The organism is Acidovorax sp. 35-64-16 (genome assembly GCF_002281195.1).
Taxonomy (GTDB): domain Bacteria; phylum Pseudomonadota; class Gammaproteobacteria; order Burkholderiales; family Burkholderiaceae_C; genus Acidovorax; species Acidovorax defluvii.
In genome coordinates, this window is the sequence record NZ_NCFM01000005.1 from 21,073 (window position 1) to 38,321 (window position 17,249).

Annotated in this window: 13 protein-coding genes; 6 read left to right on the forward strand and 7 right to left on the reverse strand. The window is 62.5% G+C overall.

Going from position 1 to position 17,249, the window contains the following annotated elements:
• The 7 genes from pelG to B7Y64_RS05640 are packed head-to-tail and all read right to left on the reverse strand — an operon-like array spanning position 1 to position 12,650.
• Complete coding sequence (gene pelG / locus B7Y64_RS05610; RefSeq protein WP_291324051.1) at positions 1 to 1,374, reverse strand: exopolysaccharide Pel transporter PelG; 1,374 nt, start codon at positions 1,372 to 1,374, stop codon at positions 1 to 3.
• Positions 1,374 to 2,921 carry a GT4 family glycosyltransferase PelF gene (gene pelF, locus B7Y64_RS05615; RefSeq protein WP_114654708.1) on the reverse strand — a complete coding sequence of 516 codons (1,548 nt, stop codon included), beginning with the start codon at positions 2,919 to 2,921 and terminating at the stop codon, positions 1,374 to 1,376. Before pelF ends, pelG begins: the two co-directional genes overlap by 1 nt.
• Positions 2,918 to 3,934 carry a hypothetical protein gene (locus B7Y64_RS05620; protein WP_291324052.1) on the reverse strand — a complete coding sequence of 339 codons (1,017 nt, stop codon included), beginning with the start codon at positions 3,932 to 3,934 and terminating at the stop codon, positions 2,918 to 2,920. The genes pelF and B7Y64_RS05620 overlap by 4 nt, the downstream gene beginning before the upstream one ends.
• Positions 3,927 to 5,303: a PelD GGDEF domain-containing protein gene (locus B7Y64_RS05625; RefSeq protein ID WP_291324053.1), complete on the reverse strand. Its 1,377-nt coding sequence runs from the start codon at positions 5,301 to 5,303 to the stop codon at positions 3,927 to 3,929. Before B7Y64_RS05625 ends, B7Y64_RS05620 begins: the two co-directional genes overlap by 8 nt.
• Before the next feature lie 17 nt (positions 5,304 to 5,320).
• On the reverse strand, positions 5,321 to 5,872 hold the full coding sequence (locus B7Y64_RS05630; protein ID WP_114654705.1) for a penicillin-binding protein activator LpoB: 552 nt from the start codon (positions 5,870 to 5,872) through the stop codon (positions 5,321 to 5,323).
• A 27-nt stretch (positions 5,873 to 5,899) separates the two neighbouring features.
• Positions 5,900 to 9,850, reverse strand: coding sequence for a tetratricopeptide repeat protein (locus B7Y64_RS05635; protein ID WP_291324054.1), 3,951 nt, complete (start codon positions 9,848 to 9,850; stop codon positions 5,900 to 5,902).
• On the reverse strand, positions 9,810 to 12,650 hold the full coding sequence (locus tag B7Y64_RS05640) for a bifunctional glycoside hydrolase 114/ polysaccharide deacetylase family protein (protein WP_291324055.1): 2,841 nt from the start codon (positions 12,648 to 12,650) through the stop codon (positions 9,810 to 9,812). The genes B7Y64_RS05635 and B7Y64_RS05640 overlap by 41 nt, the downstream gene beginning before the upstream one ends.
• Positions 12,651 to 12,918: 268 nt before the next feature.
• On the opposite strand from B7Y64_RS05640, the gene galE reads away from it, so the two are divergent.
• The 6 genes from galE (at position 12,919) to B7Y64_RS05670 (ending at position 17,237) form a co-directional block, all read left to right on the forward strand.
• Positions 12,919 to 13,929, forward strand: coding sequence for a UDP-glucose 4-epimerase GalE (galE, locus tag B7Y64_RS05645; protein WP_291324056.1), 1,011 nt, complete (start codon positions 12,919 to 12,921; stop codon positions 13,927 to 13,929).
• Between the two features lie 185 nt (positions 13,930 to 14,114).
• A complete protein-coding gene (gene hisF / locus B7Y64_RS05650) occupies positions 14,115 to 14,915 on the forward strand; it encodes an imidazole glycerol phosphate synthase subunit HisF (RefSeq protein WP_291328504.1) in 801 nt (266 codons plus the stop codon).
• 122 nt (positions 14,916 to 15,037) lie between these two features.
• Positions 15,038 to 15,427, forward strand: coding sequence for a phosphoribosyl-AMP cyclohydrolase (gene hisI / locus B7Y64_RS05655; protein ID WP_291324946.1), 390 nt, complete (start codon positions 15,038 to 15,040; stop codon positions 15,425 to 15,427).
• Between the two features lie 4 nt (positions 15,428 to 15,431).
• Entirely contained in the window at positions 15,432 to 15,830 is a 399-nt protein-coding gene (locus tag B7Y64_RS05660; RefSeq protein ID WP_114654701.1) for a phosphoribosyl-ATP diphosphatase, read from the forward strand.
• On the forward strand, positions 15,827 to 16,213 hold the full coding sequence (locus B7Y64_RS05665) for a membrane protein (protein WP_024814161.1): 387 nt from the start codon (positions 15,827 to 15,829) through the stop codon (positions 16,211 to 16,213). The genes B7Y64_RS05660 and B7Y64_RS05665 overlap by 4 nt, the downstream gene beginning before the upstream one ends.
• Positions 16,206 to 17,237, forward strand: coding sequence for a patatin-like phospholipase family protein (locus B7Y64_RS05670; RefSeq protein WP_291324944.1), 1,032 nt, complete (start codon positions 16,206 to 16,208; stop codon positions 17,235 to 17,237). The genes B7Y64_RS05665 and B7Y64_RS05670 overlap by 8 nt, the downstream gene beginning before the upstream one ends.
• The last annotated feature ends 12 nt before the right edge of the window (positions 17,238 to 17,249 follow it).

Sequence of the window (17,249 nt, forward strand, 5' to 3'; positions counted from 1 at the left end):
CTATTGAAGCATGAAGGTTTCGTATTCGAGCCGGTTGAACTGGCGTGTGAGCAATGCCAGGCCGGTGCACAGCGTGATCAGCATGGCCAGCGCGAAGCCATAGCCGTAGAGCGCAGCCCCGAAATACTGTGTGAATGCGGTCAGGACAATGTTCAGCAACACCGCCTGCACGCAAAGGATCAGCACAATGCGGCGCTGATCCAGATAGAAGAAGACGTTCAGGATGGCCATCAGACCCACCTGCAGGCCGGCGCCGACGACCTGCACCTGGAGCAGGGGCAGATACAGCTGGGAGATGCCCAGCGCGTTGAGCAGCGACGGGCCAGCGACGAGCGTCACAAGTACCGCAAGGGTCTGTATCTTGGCGATCTCGCCCAGGCCTTGCTGGGTTGAATACACCATTTCGTCGCGCATGGACTCGATGTATTCCAGCGATCCGCCGCTGCGCACAGCGTCGTAGAACTTGTCATAGAACTCGACGAAATCGGTCTCGATGCGGACCAGAAAAACGGCCATGCCGGGAATGATGGACAGGTAGGAAAGAAAGACCGGCAGGTCGTAGATCAGCGAGGCGCGCAGTACACCGATGATGGCCTCCGAGGTGGGTGCAAAGTACCAGAACATGAACTTGTCCACCCAGATGCCGAAGTTGTAGAGAAAGCCTACGGCGATGAGGGATGGATAGAGCATGCTGCGCTGCGCGAAGTCAAAAGCGATCAGGCGGCCTTGGGGATTGAATTCGCGCACGATGAGCAGCCACATGCCCATGAGCAGCACCAGGTTGCCCAGCACGAAGCCGCCGAGCAGTCCGGCCAGACCCCAGGGGCGCATGAGCAGGGAGGCAGCCACGATGATGACGTAGGCGCTGCCGAATAGCACCGTGATGGCTTTGTAGCGCTTCATGCCGGACAACAAGATGGTCAGTATCCAGACGCCGCACATCACCGTGAATCCCGCCAGCATCAACAGGCGGTACACCAGCGCTTGTCCTGGCAGCAGCAAAAAAAGCGCAAGCGTGCCGAGCACGCTTGCGACAGCCACCACCACCAGCAGCAGTCCGTGCAGGTTGGGCAGGATGAGGTCCTTGCGTTTTTCAAACAGTCGGTCAGAGACGAAACGTGTAAACGCCAGTTGCACGAACCCCGTGAGGATCAGGCTGCCGGCCACGAGGTAGGTCACCGAGGTCTGGAACTGCGTAACCAGATAGGACGGCACCACCACGCTGGCGCTGAAAATGCCCACCAGCAGGATGCCGACGATGGAGAAAACCCACGGCCCGGAGCCGATCACGCCCGCATAGGCGTAAGCCTCGATGAGCCCCACCAGCGTGTTTTTGCGCAGTAGGCGGCGCAGTTCGAAACCAATGCCTGCCATCAGACGGGCTCTTTCTGGCCCTGGAGGGCTTTGTCGTACACGCTGCGATAACGGTCGAACATCATGGTGTCGGTGTAGTAACGTTCCACGCGGGCCATGGCGGCGGCGCTGGCGCTGTTCCAGGCGGTGGTGTCCGACAGCAGCGCGATGGAGGCGTCGGCCAGGGCCTGCGGATCTGCGATAGGGACCACGGCACCACTGTTGCCGAGTGCACGGTCGTCATCGCCCAGCCCTTCGATCAGTTGGCGGCAGGAACCCACGTCGGTGGAGACCGTTGGCACACCGGCTGCGTAGCCCTCCAGAATCACCAGGGGCAATGCTTCGCTGATGGATGAAAGCACCACCAGGCCGATTTGGGGCATGAGGTTTTCCACGCGCTGAAATCCCAGAAATTTCACATGCTCCTGCAGGCCCAGGCTTTGGACCAGGTTCTGACATTCCTGTGCATACTGCGGGTCTTCTTCGGCGGGGCCTGCGATCCAGCCCTCGGCGGCGGGCATCTGGTTGACCACGCGGCGCATGGCGCGAATAAAGGTCTTGATGTCCTTGATGGGCACCACGCGGCCGATCAGGCACAGCACGGGCGGGGGCGTCGCGGGGCGCAATTGGCGCAGCGGTGCAAAGCGGGCAAGGTTGATTCCGTTGGGGATGTTGAAGGTGCGCGAAGCCTCGGCACCATCATGGATCTGGCGCAGGCGGTTGGTTTCGTAGAGCGCAATGATGGGGTCGGCGGCGTCATAGCAGTAGCGCCCCATCCACTCAAAGAAGCGTATCCACATCTGCCGGAAGTAGGACAACTCTGTCGGGTCGCGCTGGAATACGTTGCGGTTGTCCCGGATCCATTCACTTTTGAGCAGATCGATCTGGCGCTCTTTGGTGTAGATGCCATGCTCCGACAGTGCCATGGGCAGTCCGCGGGCCTCGTGCAGCAGCGCGCCCAGAAAGCCTGCATAACCTGTCGAGGCGCTGTGCAAAACGCGGACCGGCAGCAGCTGCTGCGCCACTTTTGCCAGCATCCACAGGGGCTGAAACATGATGCGCACGGTCCAGAAATAGTCTACGAACGATGGATCGGTGCAATAGCGCCGGTAGGTGTCGCACATCAGTTCCCATGAACGCTCGCTGTAAAGGAAATCGTCGATTTGCAGCTTCCCGCCCGGCATCATTTCGCGGGTGAGGCTGCGCAGCGTTTTCAAGGTCTGGGCAGTGTCGGCCTCGCCGTGGCGCAGGCATTCCACCAGGGAAGTCGCCATGGCAAACGCGAACTCGTTTCCGCGCCGCGCGACGGGCAGTCCTCGCGCAGAAAGATCGTCGTAGAGGAAGTGCTCCTCGAAGTGCACCACATTGGCAGGCAGTTCGTATTTGAAGCCGTTGTAGTCAGAGCGGCGGCTTCCAAGAAAAACGATGGCGTAGCGGTACTCGGGGTAGGCTCGGACAATCTGATTGATCCAGCTGGAAACGCCGCCGCTGACATAGGGGAAGGTTCCCTCCAGGAGCAGTGCAATGTCTGCCTCCCGGGCCTTGGGGTGTGGGGTGCCGGACGTCATCGCGCGCTCCAGTAGTCGATGACAGGGCGCAGCCGTGGCAGTGCGCTCCACTGGTCCAGCCGCTGCATGATTTCACGTGTGCGGGCGAAGTCCCGCTGCTCAAAACTCAGCTCGGCCTGGTAGGGTAATACGCGCGTAGCGGGCAGTCCCAGCGAATGCGCCTTTTCGTAGGCTTCTGCGGCTTCTTCCAGGCGTCCGAGAGCGTGCAAAAGCAGGCCTCGGCGCAGACAAAGTTGGGCGTTGTCGGGCTGGAGCGCCAATGCAATTTCGCAATAGCGCAGAGATTCCTGGCTGACGTATTCACGCAGGTCCCCCTGGGCCAGGCCTTGGTAGATGAATTCCCAGTAGAGGTCGGACAGGTTTTGTGCGGCTTTCAGGGTCAGCGGCCCCGGGTGTTCCTGTCCCTCGGTGGCCAGTGCAACCCGCCAAGCCTGGAGTTCATGGTCTACCGATCGGCTGATGCGTTGCTCCAGTGTGTCCAGCATGCCGTAGGCCAGCAGACGCAGGTCTTCGCTGGTGTCGTTCAAAATATTGCGCAACAAGGGAGATGCCACCCGGCCCGAAACGTGCTGCAAGGACACCATGGCACGCATGCGGGAGTCCATGGGGACCTCCGTGTTGCCCAGAAATGACCGTAGCCCTGTCTGGCGGAACCCCCCTTTGACGCGCTGATGTTGATCGAATTCAGGCAGTTGCAGCGAGTCAAAATGGCTGTGCGTGGCGGGGGAACGGTAGTAACGCAGTACCAGTAATCCCGCAAAGACGCCCAGGAAACCCGCAATCGGCACGGTGTAGCTGCACAGCGCTAAAAACGCGAGGATGGGCGTTCGTGGGCGCGCCTGCTCTCCGCGCAGGAGCGGCAGAATCAACAGGGCCAGCAATGTGCTGGCAATGGCATGGGCAATCAGATAGCTGATCAGGGCAGCGTCAGAATGGCTGTTAAACAGCACGGGGCCGCTCCAGGCGGCCAGTTCCATCAACACGGCCGACAGGCCGAGTTTGGTGCTAAGCATGCGCGATTCCGTGCAGGCGCTGCAACGTGGCCAGAGGCGGAGTAGTGCCCAGTGGCAGCTGGTGCGGGAAAACGCCGGCGTCGGCGAGTGAAATGCCCTCCTTCTGGTGGATCCAGCGCTCCAGCCGGGCCAGAAAGCCCTCTGCAGTGGACGCATCGCCCAGTGGCATCAGCACGGCCAGCACCTGGCGGCCGGGGCCTTGAATCAGCCAGGTTTCATCCATCAGCCGCCGCTGGCGCAACAGTTGTTGCGGCATGTCGCGCTCAACGGCAGAGGGGGTGAACTCCAGTGCCACGATGATGCTGGGCACGCCAGCTTTTTGGTGCATGCGCCACAGGCGATGCGTCTCAAATGCAAACTCTGATGGGCATGCGGGGAGAGCCTGCTGCAGTGGCTGGGCCAGTGCCTGGGTGGACAGTCCGTCGGTGTAGTAACCCAGCAGCAGGTTGATGGTCTGCAGGTTCTCTTCTTGCACCGAGAAAAATGGCATCTCATCGATCAGCAATATGCCGTAGATATCGCCGCCCAGGTCCAGCAAGGGGGCTGCTACAAGATAGCGGCTGGTTTGTTGCTCCGCAGTCACTTGGGCAACGTGGCAGAGTTTTCCCGTCTCCAGGGCCTGGCGTACCAGCGGGTCTTCACCGTGCAGGGCGATGGGAGATCCGATGCGGGCCAGGGGTTCGGCTGCAAGTTGCTGGTTTTCCAAGTGATACAGCGCCGCAGCACTGATTTGGCAATATTGCGCCAGAAGGCGTAGCAGGGTTTGTGCGTCGGCTTGCACGCTGCCCAGCCCGCGCAGGGTTTTGAGTGCGTCGCGCATCGACATGGGGCGCCCTATCAGCTCCTGTTCCAGCCGGTCATGGGACAGTCGCAGCACGTAATACTGGCGAATCAGGTGCTCCATGCGCTGGTTCAAGTAATGCTGCACTGTCTCAGCGCGCCGGGTTCGGGCCCTCCACAGGCTGGAGAACTCGCCCACCAGCATCACGATGATCAGGCCGCCCAGAAAAAAAACTTGGGGAAACTGGTCGAAATGCCCACGGTTCAAGGCCAGCCAGCTCGCCAGCAGCACCGCCGCCGCGCTCAGCCCGGCCAATGGACCATAACGCAGCGCCACAAGTACCGGTGCAAGCCATGTCCAATGGAATTCCGAATGAATCCACAAAGGGTCTTGCGGGTTGACAAGCAAGCCAATGGCCAGGGCGACCAGCGGAATCAGCAAGATTTCGAGCAGCACAACCCATGGAGCAACGCCGGTAGCCGTCAGCTTGCCCAGTGGGGACCCCGTGTAGCCTACGTTGTTGGGCGTTCTGGGCAGGTGCTGGGGTTCCGGGGCATTGGGTTGATCCCTGGTGGTCGCAGTGGGCATGGCAAGGGAGCGATTCTTCAGCGCGCGCCGGCAAGTCCGGATTGAAGCAACTCACGAATGAGCTTCTGCCCCACGGCGGACAGGGCTTCCCGGCTCCAGCCGCTCTTGCCGCCCGCACCGCTCCAGAGCGTGTCGCCCGTACCTACGTCAATGATTTGCAGGGTGATGCCAGCAGCCGGCTCCCCATCCACGCCCACTTTGTAGCGCCATTCATCCACAGCACCGACGACGGCGTAACGCACCTTCTGTTCGCGGGCCCAGGCCAGTGCTTCCTCCAGCCGTCGCGGCGAACCCGCGTCGAACAGAGCTTCTTGCTGCGTGTTGCCCTGGTAGCGCTTGACCCGGCCCACGCCCTGGGCGTGCAGCAGGGCCTCGGCAATGGCCTCGGCGCGGTTGCCCGCCAAGGGTGTCTCGGTGTGGTTGGCAAAGGGGAGCACCGCCCAGGTGGCGGCGCTCTCCAGCGCGGGTGGCTTGCCGCGATCAACCGTAGAGCAAGCCGCCAGCAGGGCCAGCAATGCGGTGCAGGCCAGGGTTTTTAGTCGGGGCAAGGGGCGGGATGTGTGGCGCATGGTGATGTACCTTGAAGGGGGGGGGGGTCAGTAATGGTTGCGGTAGATCAGCTGAATTTCGCGGGTCAGGCCGGGTGACTGCGCTCCGGACTTGCCCACGCTCCAGAGCAGGCTCAGGTGGTCGGTGCCCAGCACGCTGCCAGCCAACCCCAGACGCACGCTGTAGCCAGGGCCTTGCTGGCTATGCCATGTGCGTGCAATAGCCGCAAAGGGGCGCATCGCCCGCGTGTAATCACGTTCAAAGCGCATGTTGGTGGTCAGCTGTACGCCATAAAAGTTGAAATTGTCGGGCAGGAAGTAGCCTGCCCCCGCCGGCAGGGCCTGTGGCGGCAGGTAGCGAATGTACGCAAGGTCTGCGCCGGCCAGCCCCGCCGGATCGTTGCGGCGGTAGGCATGGCTTGACCAGAACGCGCCAACGCCCACCGTGGGGGCATCCAGCCGGTAGGTATGGGTGTAGCTGAGGGAGGTGTTACGGCCGCTGCCGAGGTGGCCGCCAGTCTGCAGCTGGTACTTGTCGCGCCAGTGCTCGATAACGAACTGGTCGAGCCTTGTGGGCTGGTAGCGCAGGCTGGCACCCAGGCGGTTTTTCATGCCACCCATGCGCAAAACGAGGCTTTCCTGGGTCGGCAACTGTGTACCCAGGTCCAGTCGCAACGCCAGCCGGTCATCCAGGCGCAGTTCCTGTTCGAGCTGCAAGGGGGTGTAGCCGGTCAGGCTTTCTCGTCGGGCGAGGCGCACCAGGGTGCTTCCGTTGTTGTGCAGCCAGCGCAACTCTGCCTGCAGCGCATTCTCTGGCGAGGGGTTGTAGACGGTTTGGGGGGCAGGGGCGCGCCGGTCAATATTCTGGAGCTTGAGGTCCAGGAAAAGCCGGGGATTGAGTGCCAGATGCCATTGCGCACTGGTTTCGCGTTCGTTGACACCGTCGAGTTGCCGTGAGGCCGCCTCGGCGCCGGCATGGTCGCTGAACGCCAGCAGGTTCTCTGTCAGCTGCAGGTGGATGGACGAGTCGTCGGGCTGGTCGCCCTGGGTTTCGAAGGCAGCGGTCTGCGCCCGCCGGACGTCGCCCACGGTTGTCGCTGCATTGATGCGGTCATAGCGGGGCAGGCGCTCGTCAAAGGTTTCCAGCAACTGCCCTGTTGCGGCCTTGTCCTTTTCGGCCAGCGCCAAGGTGATATCGGCCCACAAGGGACGGTTGGCGCGCAGGCTGTGGCTGCGCGCATATTGATGCCACAGGAAGCCGCGCTCCGCTGTGTATTCGCCCGCATCCTGCAGCCAGCCGATGGCCGTTTCAGCGGCTGCATTGGAAAGCCCGCCGCGTGCATCGCGATCCAGTCGCAGCAGTTCGCGCAGCGTTTGCAGTCCCGCATCGCCCGGGCGCTGCATGAGTTGCAGGCGCGCGCGGGCCAGGCGCCGCACTTCATCCAGTCCTTCTTCGGTGAGCCAGCGCGCGCGGGCCTGTGCGTGGTCAAGCTGGTGGCCGGGTTCACTCTGGCGGGCCTTTTGCCACTCGGCGGACAGCAAGTGCCTGCGCAGTCGCCAGGCGCGATCGGGATGCTGGTTCTGCTCCAGGATATCGGCGTAGTTCATGAGCCACAGCAGGTCGGTCTGGTGCGATGCAAGCCTTGGCTGAAGGTATCGTTGCAGCGCCACTGTGGGCCGCGAGAGGGCCTGGTGGGCAGAAGCAAGGGCGTCGTGTACCTCCTCGTCCTGGCTCCATTCAGGCTCGTGCCGGGCCAGCAGATCGCGCAAGGCGACGGTGTCGTTGCTGTCGATGAACAGCCACAACAGTGCCTGGCGCATGGCGGACGATTGGGGCGCCGCCCTCAGCCCCGCCTCATAGTACTGGCGAGCCTGTTGGTGCTGACCTGTGTTCTGGTAATAGGTGCCGACCAGTCTCAGGAACTCGGGCTCCTTGCGCAGGCGCGTCAGCGCGCGGCGGCTGGCCTGCGGTGATGGGTCGAGTTGGCCCACCAGGCGCCTGGCGTCGGCCCATTGGTTGCGATTGACATACAGCGTGAGGGCCAGCACCAGGTGGCGTGGCTCGTCGTAGCGATCCCATGCCAGGGTGGCGATGGCAGCGGCTTCCAGCGGATGTTCAGTCTGAAGGATGCGGATCAGGGCGTCAAAATCTCCGATGTCCGCATCCTCCGTGTCCAGCAGCTTCCGGTAGGCCAGCGTTGCCAGGGTGTCCTTTTGCTGTGTGTCCGCGAGCTGAGCGGTGAGGCGCCAGAAGGCTGGTGCATTTTCGGTTTGGGGGGTGACCTTGCTCTGGGCGGCATCGAGCCACGCAAGACCTTGCTGGCCCTGTCCACGCAGCAGCGCCAGGACGGCCGCACGCATGGCCAGTTCCGGGGTGATACGGGCGGGATCTTGGAAAAGCCGTTGCCAGCTTTCGAGGGCGGTTTCAAGGTCGCCGGCCCGCTGGGCCAGGCCTGCCAGCATTTCGAGTGTGCGGGGCGTTGGCGCCTGCTGGCGCAGGTAATCAATGGCGGGCTGGGGTGTGCCAACGCGCTCGTATGCGGCTACGAGCTCCATCATCAAGGTTTCTTTTCCAGGCTTGCGCCTGAGTTCAAAGTGCAGGGCCTCAAGGAGTGCGGCATCGTCAAACTGGCCTGGTGCCAAGCGCAAAACAGCCTGCCAGGCCGCATCTTTCTGGGTGCGCCGCGCCAGCACGAGCCAGTGTTCCAGCGCCACTTCGAGGCGCAGAGTCCATTCCGAGACCTGGGCCATGCGTTCACGCCAGACCATGTTGTGGGGGGCCTGCTGCACGGCTGCCCGCGCTACCAGCCACGCGTCCTCCAGATTCCTGTTTTCCAGAAATACGCTGTATCCCAGGGTGTAGGTTTTGTCGTCAAACGGCAGGCCGGGGCCGGCCTTCGTGTCGGCCATCTGTTTCTGGTTGGTGCGAACGAAGTGCGCGCTGCCCTCGACATATGGACTTGAAGGAGTGCGCAGTAGCGCCGGGTCCAGGAGATAGGCGCGGTCTTCGTAGCGCGGCGAAGGTGCCGGGTTGGCGTTCCGAGCCATAGTGGGTTGCATTGCGAGCGGCATGGATTGCACGGCCTCGGCCACATTCTGTTGCTGCCATTGCAGCATGAGCGCCAGGCGCAGGAGTTGTTTGATGTAACGCTCGGCGATGTCCGGCCGTCCGGCCGCACGCGCCAGCTGCACCACAACGCGCAGGGTTTCGGGGTCGTCATGGAGGTCGCCCAGCTCGCGCTCCGCCAGCTCCAGGGCTGCCTCGGCCCTCCCGCTGGATTGCATCGCTGCCACCGCCGACAGGTAATAGTTTTTGGCACTTTGGGCATCGGGCGCCGACCGACGGGCCAGTATGTAAAGCTCGGCGCAGAGCTGATAGTTCGAGGTTGCGAGGGCTTCGCGTGCGGCGCTTTCGTAAATTGCTGCCGCCTTGCCTGGCTGCTTTTCGCGCAAAGCCAGCGCTCTCAGCAGTGTGATGCCTTCGGCGCGCGCTCCCAGCAAGAAGGCTTGTCGTATCAGTTGCTGATGCTGTGCCAGGGGCCATTCTTCCTGCAGCAGCGCGGTGAGTTGTTGTGTCAGATCCTTGTGCAAGGCGCCACGTGCGGCCTTGTCCTGAGGGGGCGTTTTCTGGTACCTGTTGAACGTGGCTTCCCAGAGGGTCAATACGGCCTCGCGGTGAAGCCGTTGATTGTCGGAGGCGGTGGCGGGTTGCAATGTTTTGCGTACCTGCTCCACTTCGCCTTGCGCCGCCTGGCGCTGGGCCAGCAGCAGCCGCAACTGCGGATTGTCCGGATCACTTCGCAGCAGGTTGTTCAGGTAGGTGGTGGACAAGGCAGAGTCATCCTGGGCACTGGCCAGGCGCCGCTCCAGGTCTTGGCGCGGATACAGCAGCCACAGCGCGGCACAAACCATACCGGCCAGCAGGATCGTCACCCAGTGCGGTGCGAGAACGGGGCGTTCAACGGCCGGGGCAGAGGATCTGGATATGCGCGGAAGCATGGGTCAGCTGGAAGGTCTGGATATCGACTCGTGCGGGAGCGGTCGTGCGAGCGGGCGAAAGCGTCCGTCCGTTGGCTCGGACCTGGCATCTGCTGGATGCCATGGCCACGCCGAATTGCAACGGCACATGCCCCTTGAGTGTGAACTCGGTGCGTGTGCCGTCGGTGCTGCTGCGCCAGTCCTGAACACGAGCATTGGCTTCGTGCAGGTAGGTCTGGGGCAGGGCGGTGGCTGCGTCTTGCGTCTTGAACCAGGCTTGGCCGCCGGCCAGGTGCAGGTAGGTGCCCTCCACGCCCGCGTGGTAGCCAGCCACGTTCTGGCTTTCCGCCAGAGCAGGGGCACCCCATTGGGGGGGCAGCCGCAGGGTGCGCAGCTCGCCCGTGCCGCGCACGCGCCAGCCTTTCCCGTCGCGCGCGATCGTGTAGCCGTAAAAATCCTGCACCTTGCGGATGTATTCCGAGGTGAACACCGGGTGAAGCGGCTGCGACAGAGCCCAGCGATAGACCTTGTGCAGCGCATTCAGACCCGCCCGCTTGCTGGCGGAGTAGGTGTGGTAGTAAATATCGACAGCCTTGATGCGCCGGGGCTTGTCTGTCATCTCAAAGGTTTCAATGGCGCGCTCAAAACCGTAAAAAGGCCCCTGCCAGAGGTTGGTGTAGATGTTCTCGTTGGTGATGGGGGCAAAGACCTGCAGGTATCCGCCCTTGTGAATGCCAGGGCTGCGCACCGCTGTGAGAGAGGGGTGGCTGCGAGAAATGAAGGTGTCGCCGCCGTTCATATTCAGTAGCCCGGCGCGCTCGGCAACAGCCAGTGCTTCGGCGCTGGGGGCCGTGTCGCCCGTCCACAGCATGATGCGCACCGGCTTGCCCGCTGGCGCGAGGCGCTGGCGAATGTAATCCGACGAGCCCACGATTTCACGCTCCAGGTTGAAGGTGTAGCCGGGCAGATCGAGGTGGTAGTCTTTCTGGGTTTCTTCCAGAAAGATGCCATGCTTGTTGCTCTGATCCCACAGGAACGGGTGAGAGAAACTGTGGGTGGCGATTTCGATGTGCGGCAGCCGAAACATGCGCTGGGCGATCTCTTCGAGTTGCGCGCTTTTCTCTGGAAAAAGACCATGCGGTGCCACTTCGGCCTCAATGACCGACATGGTCTGGGGAATGCGGTATTTCTCGAACACTTCCTTGAGTAAAACCTCGGCGGCAAACGGGCTGCCAGCCATTTCGGCCCGTGAGGGAAAGCCGTCGCCATCCACATGCACCATCAGCAGGCGTCGGCCAGTTTCGGTCGTGACGTCTGGCACGGGTAGGGGCTCCAGGCGCAATGACTGGGTCAGAAAAGCAAAGGGATCTATTACCCAGCGTTGCTGCTCCGTACCGGGCAGTTCGGCCACGAGAAAAGGGTTGAGTGCAAAGCCTCCCCAGGGCATGAGTGCGCCACCGACAAAAACTTGGCCGCGCGCGTCCTGCAACTCCACCAGGGGTGTGGCCCCTGCGCCCATGTGTCCCGTCAGTTGCACGGGGGAGTAGTCGCGGCTGGGTGCTGGCGTGGGGGTTTCGAAACCCATCATGGGGTGCTCACGCACGGTGCGTAGTGCACCTAGCGATTCCACGTTCGCTGCCTGAATGCCCATTTGTGCGGTCCAGTCGCGGTCGGGCTGATAACCAAAGTCTTCCATGACGGTCAGGGGCATGCCCTCGGCAACCCGCGCCAACAGCCAGCGGCTCAGCGCCTTGCTTTTTTGCGAGGGAACGTAGCCTGAAAACCAGGTGGCAATGCCTGCGTAGCGGTCTCGGTACACACCTTCGGGCAGCGGTTCGCGCGTGTCGACATAGTCCACGGCATATCCCATGTGGTTCAGCGGCATCTGCAGGAACCTGTGCGCGTTGGTGTAGTTCAGGGTAACCGCCTCGGCACCGTTGTAGACCACCAGAATGCGCCTGGGCACCACCTCGATGCTGCCCACGCCCAACGTGTGCAGCTGGCTGTCGGTGACCCAGGGGATGAACCCGTGGGCTGCGATGCGCTGCGCCGTCTCGCGTGCTGTGGCGCGGTCGTGCGGCGGTGCATAGTCAATGGCCAGAACGGGCAGTCGGTCGCGCTCCTGAATGGTGCGCAACTGGTTCAGGATCCATGCACTGTCCTCGGTCTTGACTTCCTCGTAACGTTGGGTGCCAGCGTTCCAGCCCCGGTACAGCGATTCGGCCGCCACCATTTCAATTTTGTCCCGCACACGCGGGACGATCTCAAAACCCCGGTTGAGGATCAGGCGGATACCGGGAAATCTGCGGTGCAGGGTTTCAATAACCCGTACCAGGCCTTCTTGCTGGGCTGTTTCGTCAAACTTTTCCGCCAGGCGGTAGGAGTCGAGGGTGTCCAGGAAAAAACCTTTGTAGCCCCGTTCCCACAAAGGCCCTACCACGCGGGTTGCAAAAAAATCGGGCCAAGCCTCGGGCGTCTGGTCAAGAACATCCGAGTTCCATTGGCCATTGCGGGCCATCTTCCATGATGGCGGGATGTTTGCGTAGTAGGCCCGCGAGGGGTGGGCCTCTGCGACCGATACGTAGGCATAAAGTGTGCTGCCGCTGGCCTGGTATCGCACGGGATCATGGCCGTGGTCAGGCTCGACCACGACAATATCGAAGGTTCTGAATTCTTCCAGTGGGATGGTGCGACCGTAATACAACGCCACGGCGGGCGCCGCCGCCTGCGCCGCCTGCGGCATCATCAGCAGGCAGGCCAGCAGGCCGTAAACAAGCCAGTGCAACCGGCTCGACGCGAAAACCATTGGAAGAGAGAGCATGGCGGTAGAACGGGTGTGCCTGGGCTGCGGAACTGAATGGGTTGTGGCCTGTGGCCGCAGTCTTGAATGGAATCTCTTGCCGGCAGCGGCCACCAGGCGCATCCTTCGCAACGCGAAAAGGTATCCGAACGTGAGCGCAAATTCTAAGAGTGAAAGAATTGGATCAATATATCGAAATACGCTTGGTCATAGATAATAATATTTTTTGCAAGAGAGATCTGTAACTGAGGGCTGGAGTTTTCCGTCCCCGGCGTGAAGGAGTAATAACTTGATTCTTGTCACAGGCGGAGCCGGCTTCATCGGTTCGCACACCTGCGTGGCGCTGGCCCAGGCCGGTATTCCCCATCTGATTCTGGACAACTTTGGCAACAGCCGCCGCTCGGTGCTGGAGCGGCTGGGGCGCATCACAGGCGTGCAGCCTCTTATTGTCGAGGGTGACGTGCGCGATGCCGATTTGCTGGCGCGGGTGTTCGCGCAGCACCCCATTGACGGCGTGATCCACTTTGCCGCGCTCAAGGCCGTGGGCGAGTCGGTGCGCGAGCCGTTGCGTTATTACGACAACAATGTGGCGGGTACGGTGGCATTGCTGCGTGCGATGCAGGTGGCGGGTGTGCGCACGCTGGTGTTTTCTTCGTCGGCCACGGTGTATGGCGAGCCTGCCACCGTGCCGATTCGCGAGGACTTCCCGCTGTCTGCCACCAACCCCTACGGCTGGACCAAGCTCATGATGGAGCAGGTGCTGGCCGATGTGGATGCGGCTGAGCCCGGGCAATGGCGCATTGCGCGGTTGCGCTATTTCAACCCCGTGGGTGCGCACGAAAGCGGGCTCATCGGCGAAGACCCGCAGGGCGAGCCGGGCAACCTGCTTCCCTATGTGGCGCAGGTGGCCGCAGGGCAGCGCGCGTCCTTGAGCGTTTATGGCAACGACTACCCCACGCCCGACGGTACCGGCGTGCGCGACTACATCCATGTCTGCGACTTGGCCGAGGGCCATGTGGCCGCGTTGCGTTATCTCAACAAGCACCCGGGTCTGCTGACGGTGAACCTGGGCACGGGGCGGCCGGTTTCGGTGCTGGAGATGGTACGGGCCTTCGAGCAGGCCAGTGGCCGTGCTGTGCGCTACCAGCTGGTGGCCCGCCGTCCGGGCGACGTGGCCCAGTGCTGGGCCGATCCCGCCCTGGCGCAACAGTTGCTGGGCTGGCGCGCGCAGCATGGTGTGGACCGCATGTGCCAGGACGCATGGCGCTGGCAGGATGGCGTGGCGCGCAAGCTGGGATGATGCTATTTTATTGATAGCTTATTGCGCTTGTGTAATATGGTTTTCAGTTGTAAATATTGCTGAAAACCTTTGATGGTAAGCGCTATAAGCTCATATTTACATAGCAAAAGAGAGTATTCACCTGCCAAAGGGGTGCCCGCATGGTATCTTGCGGGCCTTGTTCTCAACAGCCACACTCCCTGCGCATGCTTGCCAAACGCATCATCCCCTGCCTTGACGTCACCGGCGGTCGGGTCGTCAAAGGCGTCAATTTTGTTGAACTGCGCGATGCGGGCGACCCGGTCGAAATTGCCGCGCGCTACAACGCGCAGGGCGCCGACGAGCTCACGTTTCTGGACATCACTGCCACCAGTGACGGGCGCGACCTGATCCTGCACATCATCGAGGCCGTGGCCAGCCAGGTGTTCATTCCGCTCACCGTGGGTGGCGGTGTGCGCACTGTGGAAGACGTGCGCCGCCTGCTCAATGCGGGGGCCGACAAGACCAGCTTCAACTCGGCAGCCATTGCCAACCCCGATGTGATCAGCGCTGCATCCGCCAAATACGGCGCCCAGTGCATCGTGGTGGCCATTGATGCCAAGCGCCGCTCTGAAGACGATGCGCGGCGCACTGGGGTCGATGGCCGGGCCGTGGGCCCTGGCTGGGATGTTTATAGCCACGGCGGGCGCAAAAACACCGGCCTCGATGCCGTGGCCTGGGCCACCGAGATGGCGCGCCGTGGCGCCGGCGAAATCCTGCTGACCAGCATGGACCGCGACGGCACCAAGGCGGGCTTTGATCTGGCCCTCACGCGCGCCGTGAGTGACGCCGTGAGCGTGCCCGTGATCGCCTCGGGCGGCGTGGGCAACCTCGACCATCTGGCCGACGGCATCCAGATCGGCGGCGCCGATGCCGTGCTGGCCGCCAGCATCTTTCACTACGGCGAGTTCACGGTGGGGCAGGCCAAGCAGCACATGGCCGAGCGCGGAATTCCGGTGCGGTTGTAACCGTCAATTGCTCATTATTCGATAGCTATTGGCGCTTTATGCGTAAGCGCTGGAGCGGTAAAAGGCTTCAAATGTCCAGGGCGGGGCCCTGCGCCGCCACCCAAATCACCGAGAATCCCTCCATGAACTGGCTTAACGAAGTGAAATGGGATGCGCAGGGCCTGGTGCCCGTGATTGCGCAAGAGCAGGGCACGGGCGACGTGCTGATGTTTGCGTGGATGAACCGCGAGGCGCTGCAAAAAACGGCAGACCTGGGCCGCGCCGTGTATTTCAGCCGCTCACGCAAAAAGCTGTGGTTCAAGGGCGAGGAATCGGGCCATGTGCAGACGGTGCACGAGATTCGCCTCGATTGCGACAACGACGTGGTGCTCCTCAAGGTCACGCAGCTGGGCCACGAGCCCGGCATTGCCTGCCACACGGGCCGGCACAGCTGTTTTTTCAGCGTGCTCAAGGACGGCGCCTGGCAGGCGGTCGAACCGGTCTTGAAAGACCCCGAATCCATCTACAAATAAGACCATGAGTTCCAACGATTCCCAGGCACCATCCTCGCAGGATGCATTGGCGCGCCTTGCCGCCGTCATTGAAAGCCGCAAGCCCGCGCACGGAGGTGACCCCGACAAGAGCTATGTGGCGCGCCTGCTGCACAAGGGGCCCGACGCGTTCTTGAAGAAGATCGGCGAAGAGGCCACCGAGGTGGTCATGGCCGCCAAGGATGTGGACCACGGCGCCGACAAGGCCAAAATTGTGTACGAGGTGGCCGACCTGTGGTTTCACACCATGATCGCGCTGGCCCACTATGGCCTCACGCCCGCCCAGGTGCTGGCCGAACTCGAACGCCGTGAAGGCACCAGCGGCATCGAGGAAAAAGCCTTGCGCAAGGCCGTTGCGCGTGCTGCCCAGGAAGAATCCCCATGAACGACATCATCGATGTGCAGACCAACGACGAAAAGGCCGAGGGCCTGAAAGCCTGGGGCTGGGTCAGCTATGTGCTGCACCTCATCGTGGCGGTGGGCGCGGTCATTCCGGGCGCGCAGCCAGGCGCTGCGCTGCTCATCATCGCGCTGATCATCGACCTGGTGAAGCAGGGCGAAGGCGCGGGCACCTGGCAGGCCAGCCACTTTTCGTGGCGCATCCGCACCGTGATCTGGGCAGGCGTGCTGTACATCATTACGGCGCCGCTGTGGCTGCTGTTCTTCTTCCCCGGCTGGGTGGCCTGGGGGCTGATCTCCATCTGGTTCCTGTACCGCATCGTGCGCGGCATGGTCACCATGAACAAGAGCCAGGCCATCGATGCCTGAGGGTGACACGCTGGCCCCCATCAACCTGGCGCTGCAGGGCGGCGGATCGCATGGCGCGCTGACCTGGGGCGTGCTGGATGCGCTGCTGGAAGACGGGCGCCTGTTGATTGACGGCATCAGCGGCACCAGCGCCGGGGCCATGAACGCCGTGGTGGTGGCGCACGGTTTTGCGCAGGCAGCGCAGCAGCACAAAGATCCGAAAGAAGCCCACGCTGCAGGCTGCGAGCTGGCCCGCGCCGGGCTGACGCGGCTGTGGGAAGGCGTGGGAACGCTGGGCAGCCTGATGTGGGGCACGCCGCTGGCGGCCGCCCATCCGCTGCTGGGCATGATGAACCGGTGGTTCTCGCCCTACCAGACCAATCCACTGGACATCAATCCGCTGCGTCGGCTGCTGGAGCGCGAGGTGGATTTCGACCTGCTGTGCGCCGCCAAAGGCGCCTCGGGCCCCAAGGTCTTTGTGTGCGCCACCAATGTGCGCACCGGGCGCGGCGAAATATTCTCGGGCGCACGGCTCAGTGCCGATGCGGTGATGGCGTCGGCCTGCCTGCCGCTGCTGTTCAAGGCCGTGGAAATCGAGGGAGAGCGGTATTGGGATGGCGGCTATTCCGGCAATCCTGCGCTGCATCCGCTGCTCTACCAGACCGAAACCTCCGACATCCTGTTGGTGCAGATCAACCCCACCGAGCACCATGCGCTGCCCGACACGGCGCCTGAAATCATCGAGCGCATGAATGAGGTCACCTTCAATGCCAGCCTGCTGGCCGAATTGCGCGCCATCGAGTTTGTGCGGCGCCTGCTGGCCGAGGGCAAGCTGGACGCGCGCCGCTACAAGAACGTGCGCATGCACCGCATTGACGGCGGCGCGGCGCTGGCCCCCTTTGGTGCGGACAGCAAGTCGCGCGCGGACATGTCTTTTGTGCGCAAGCTGTTCGAGCTGGGGCGCACAGAGGGCCAGAACTGGCTGAAAGCACACCACCAGGACGTGGGCGTGCGCCCCTCGCTCAACATCGCCGACAATGTGTAACTGCTGGTGTGC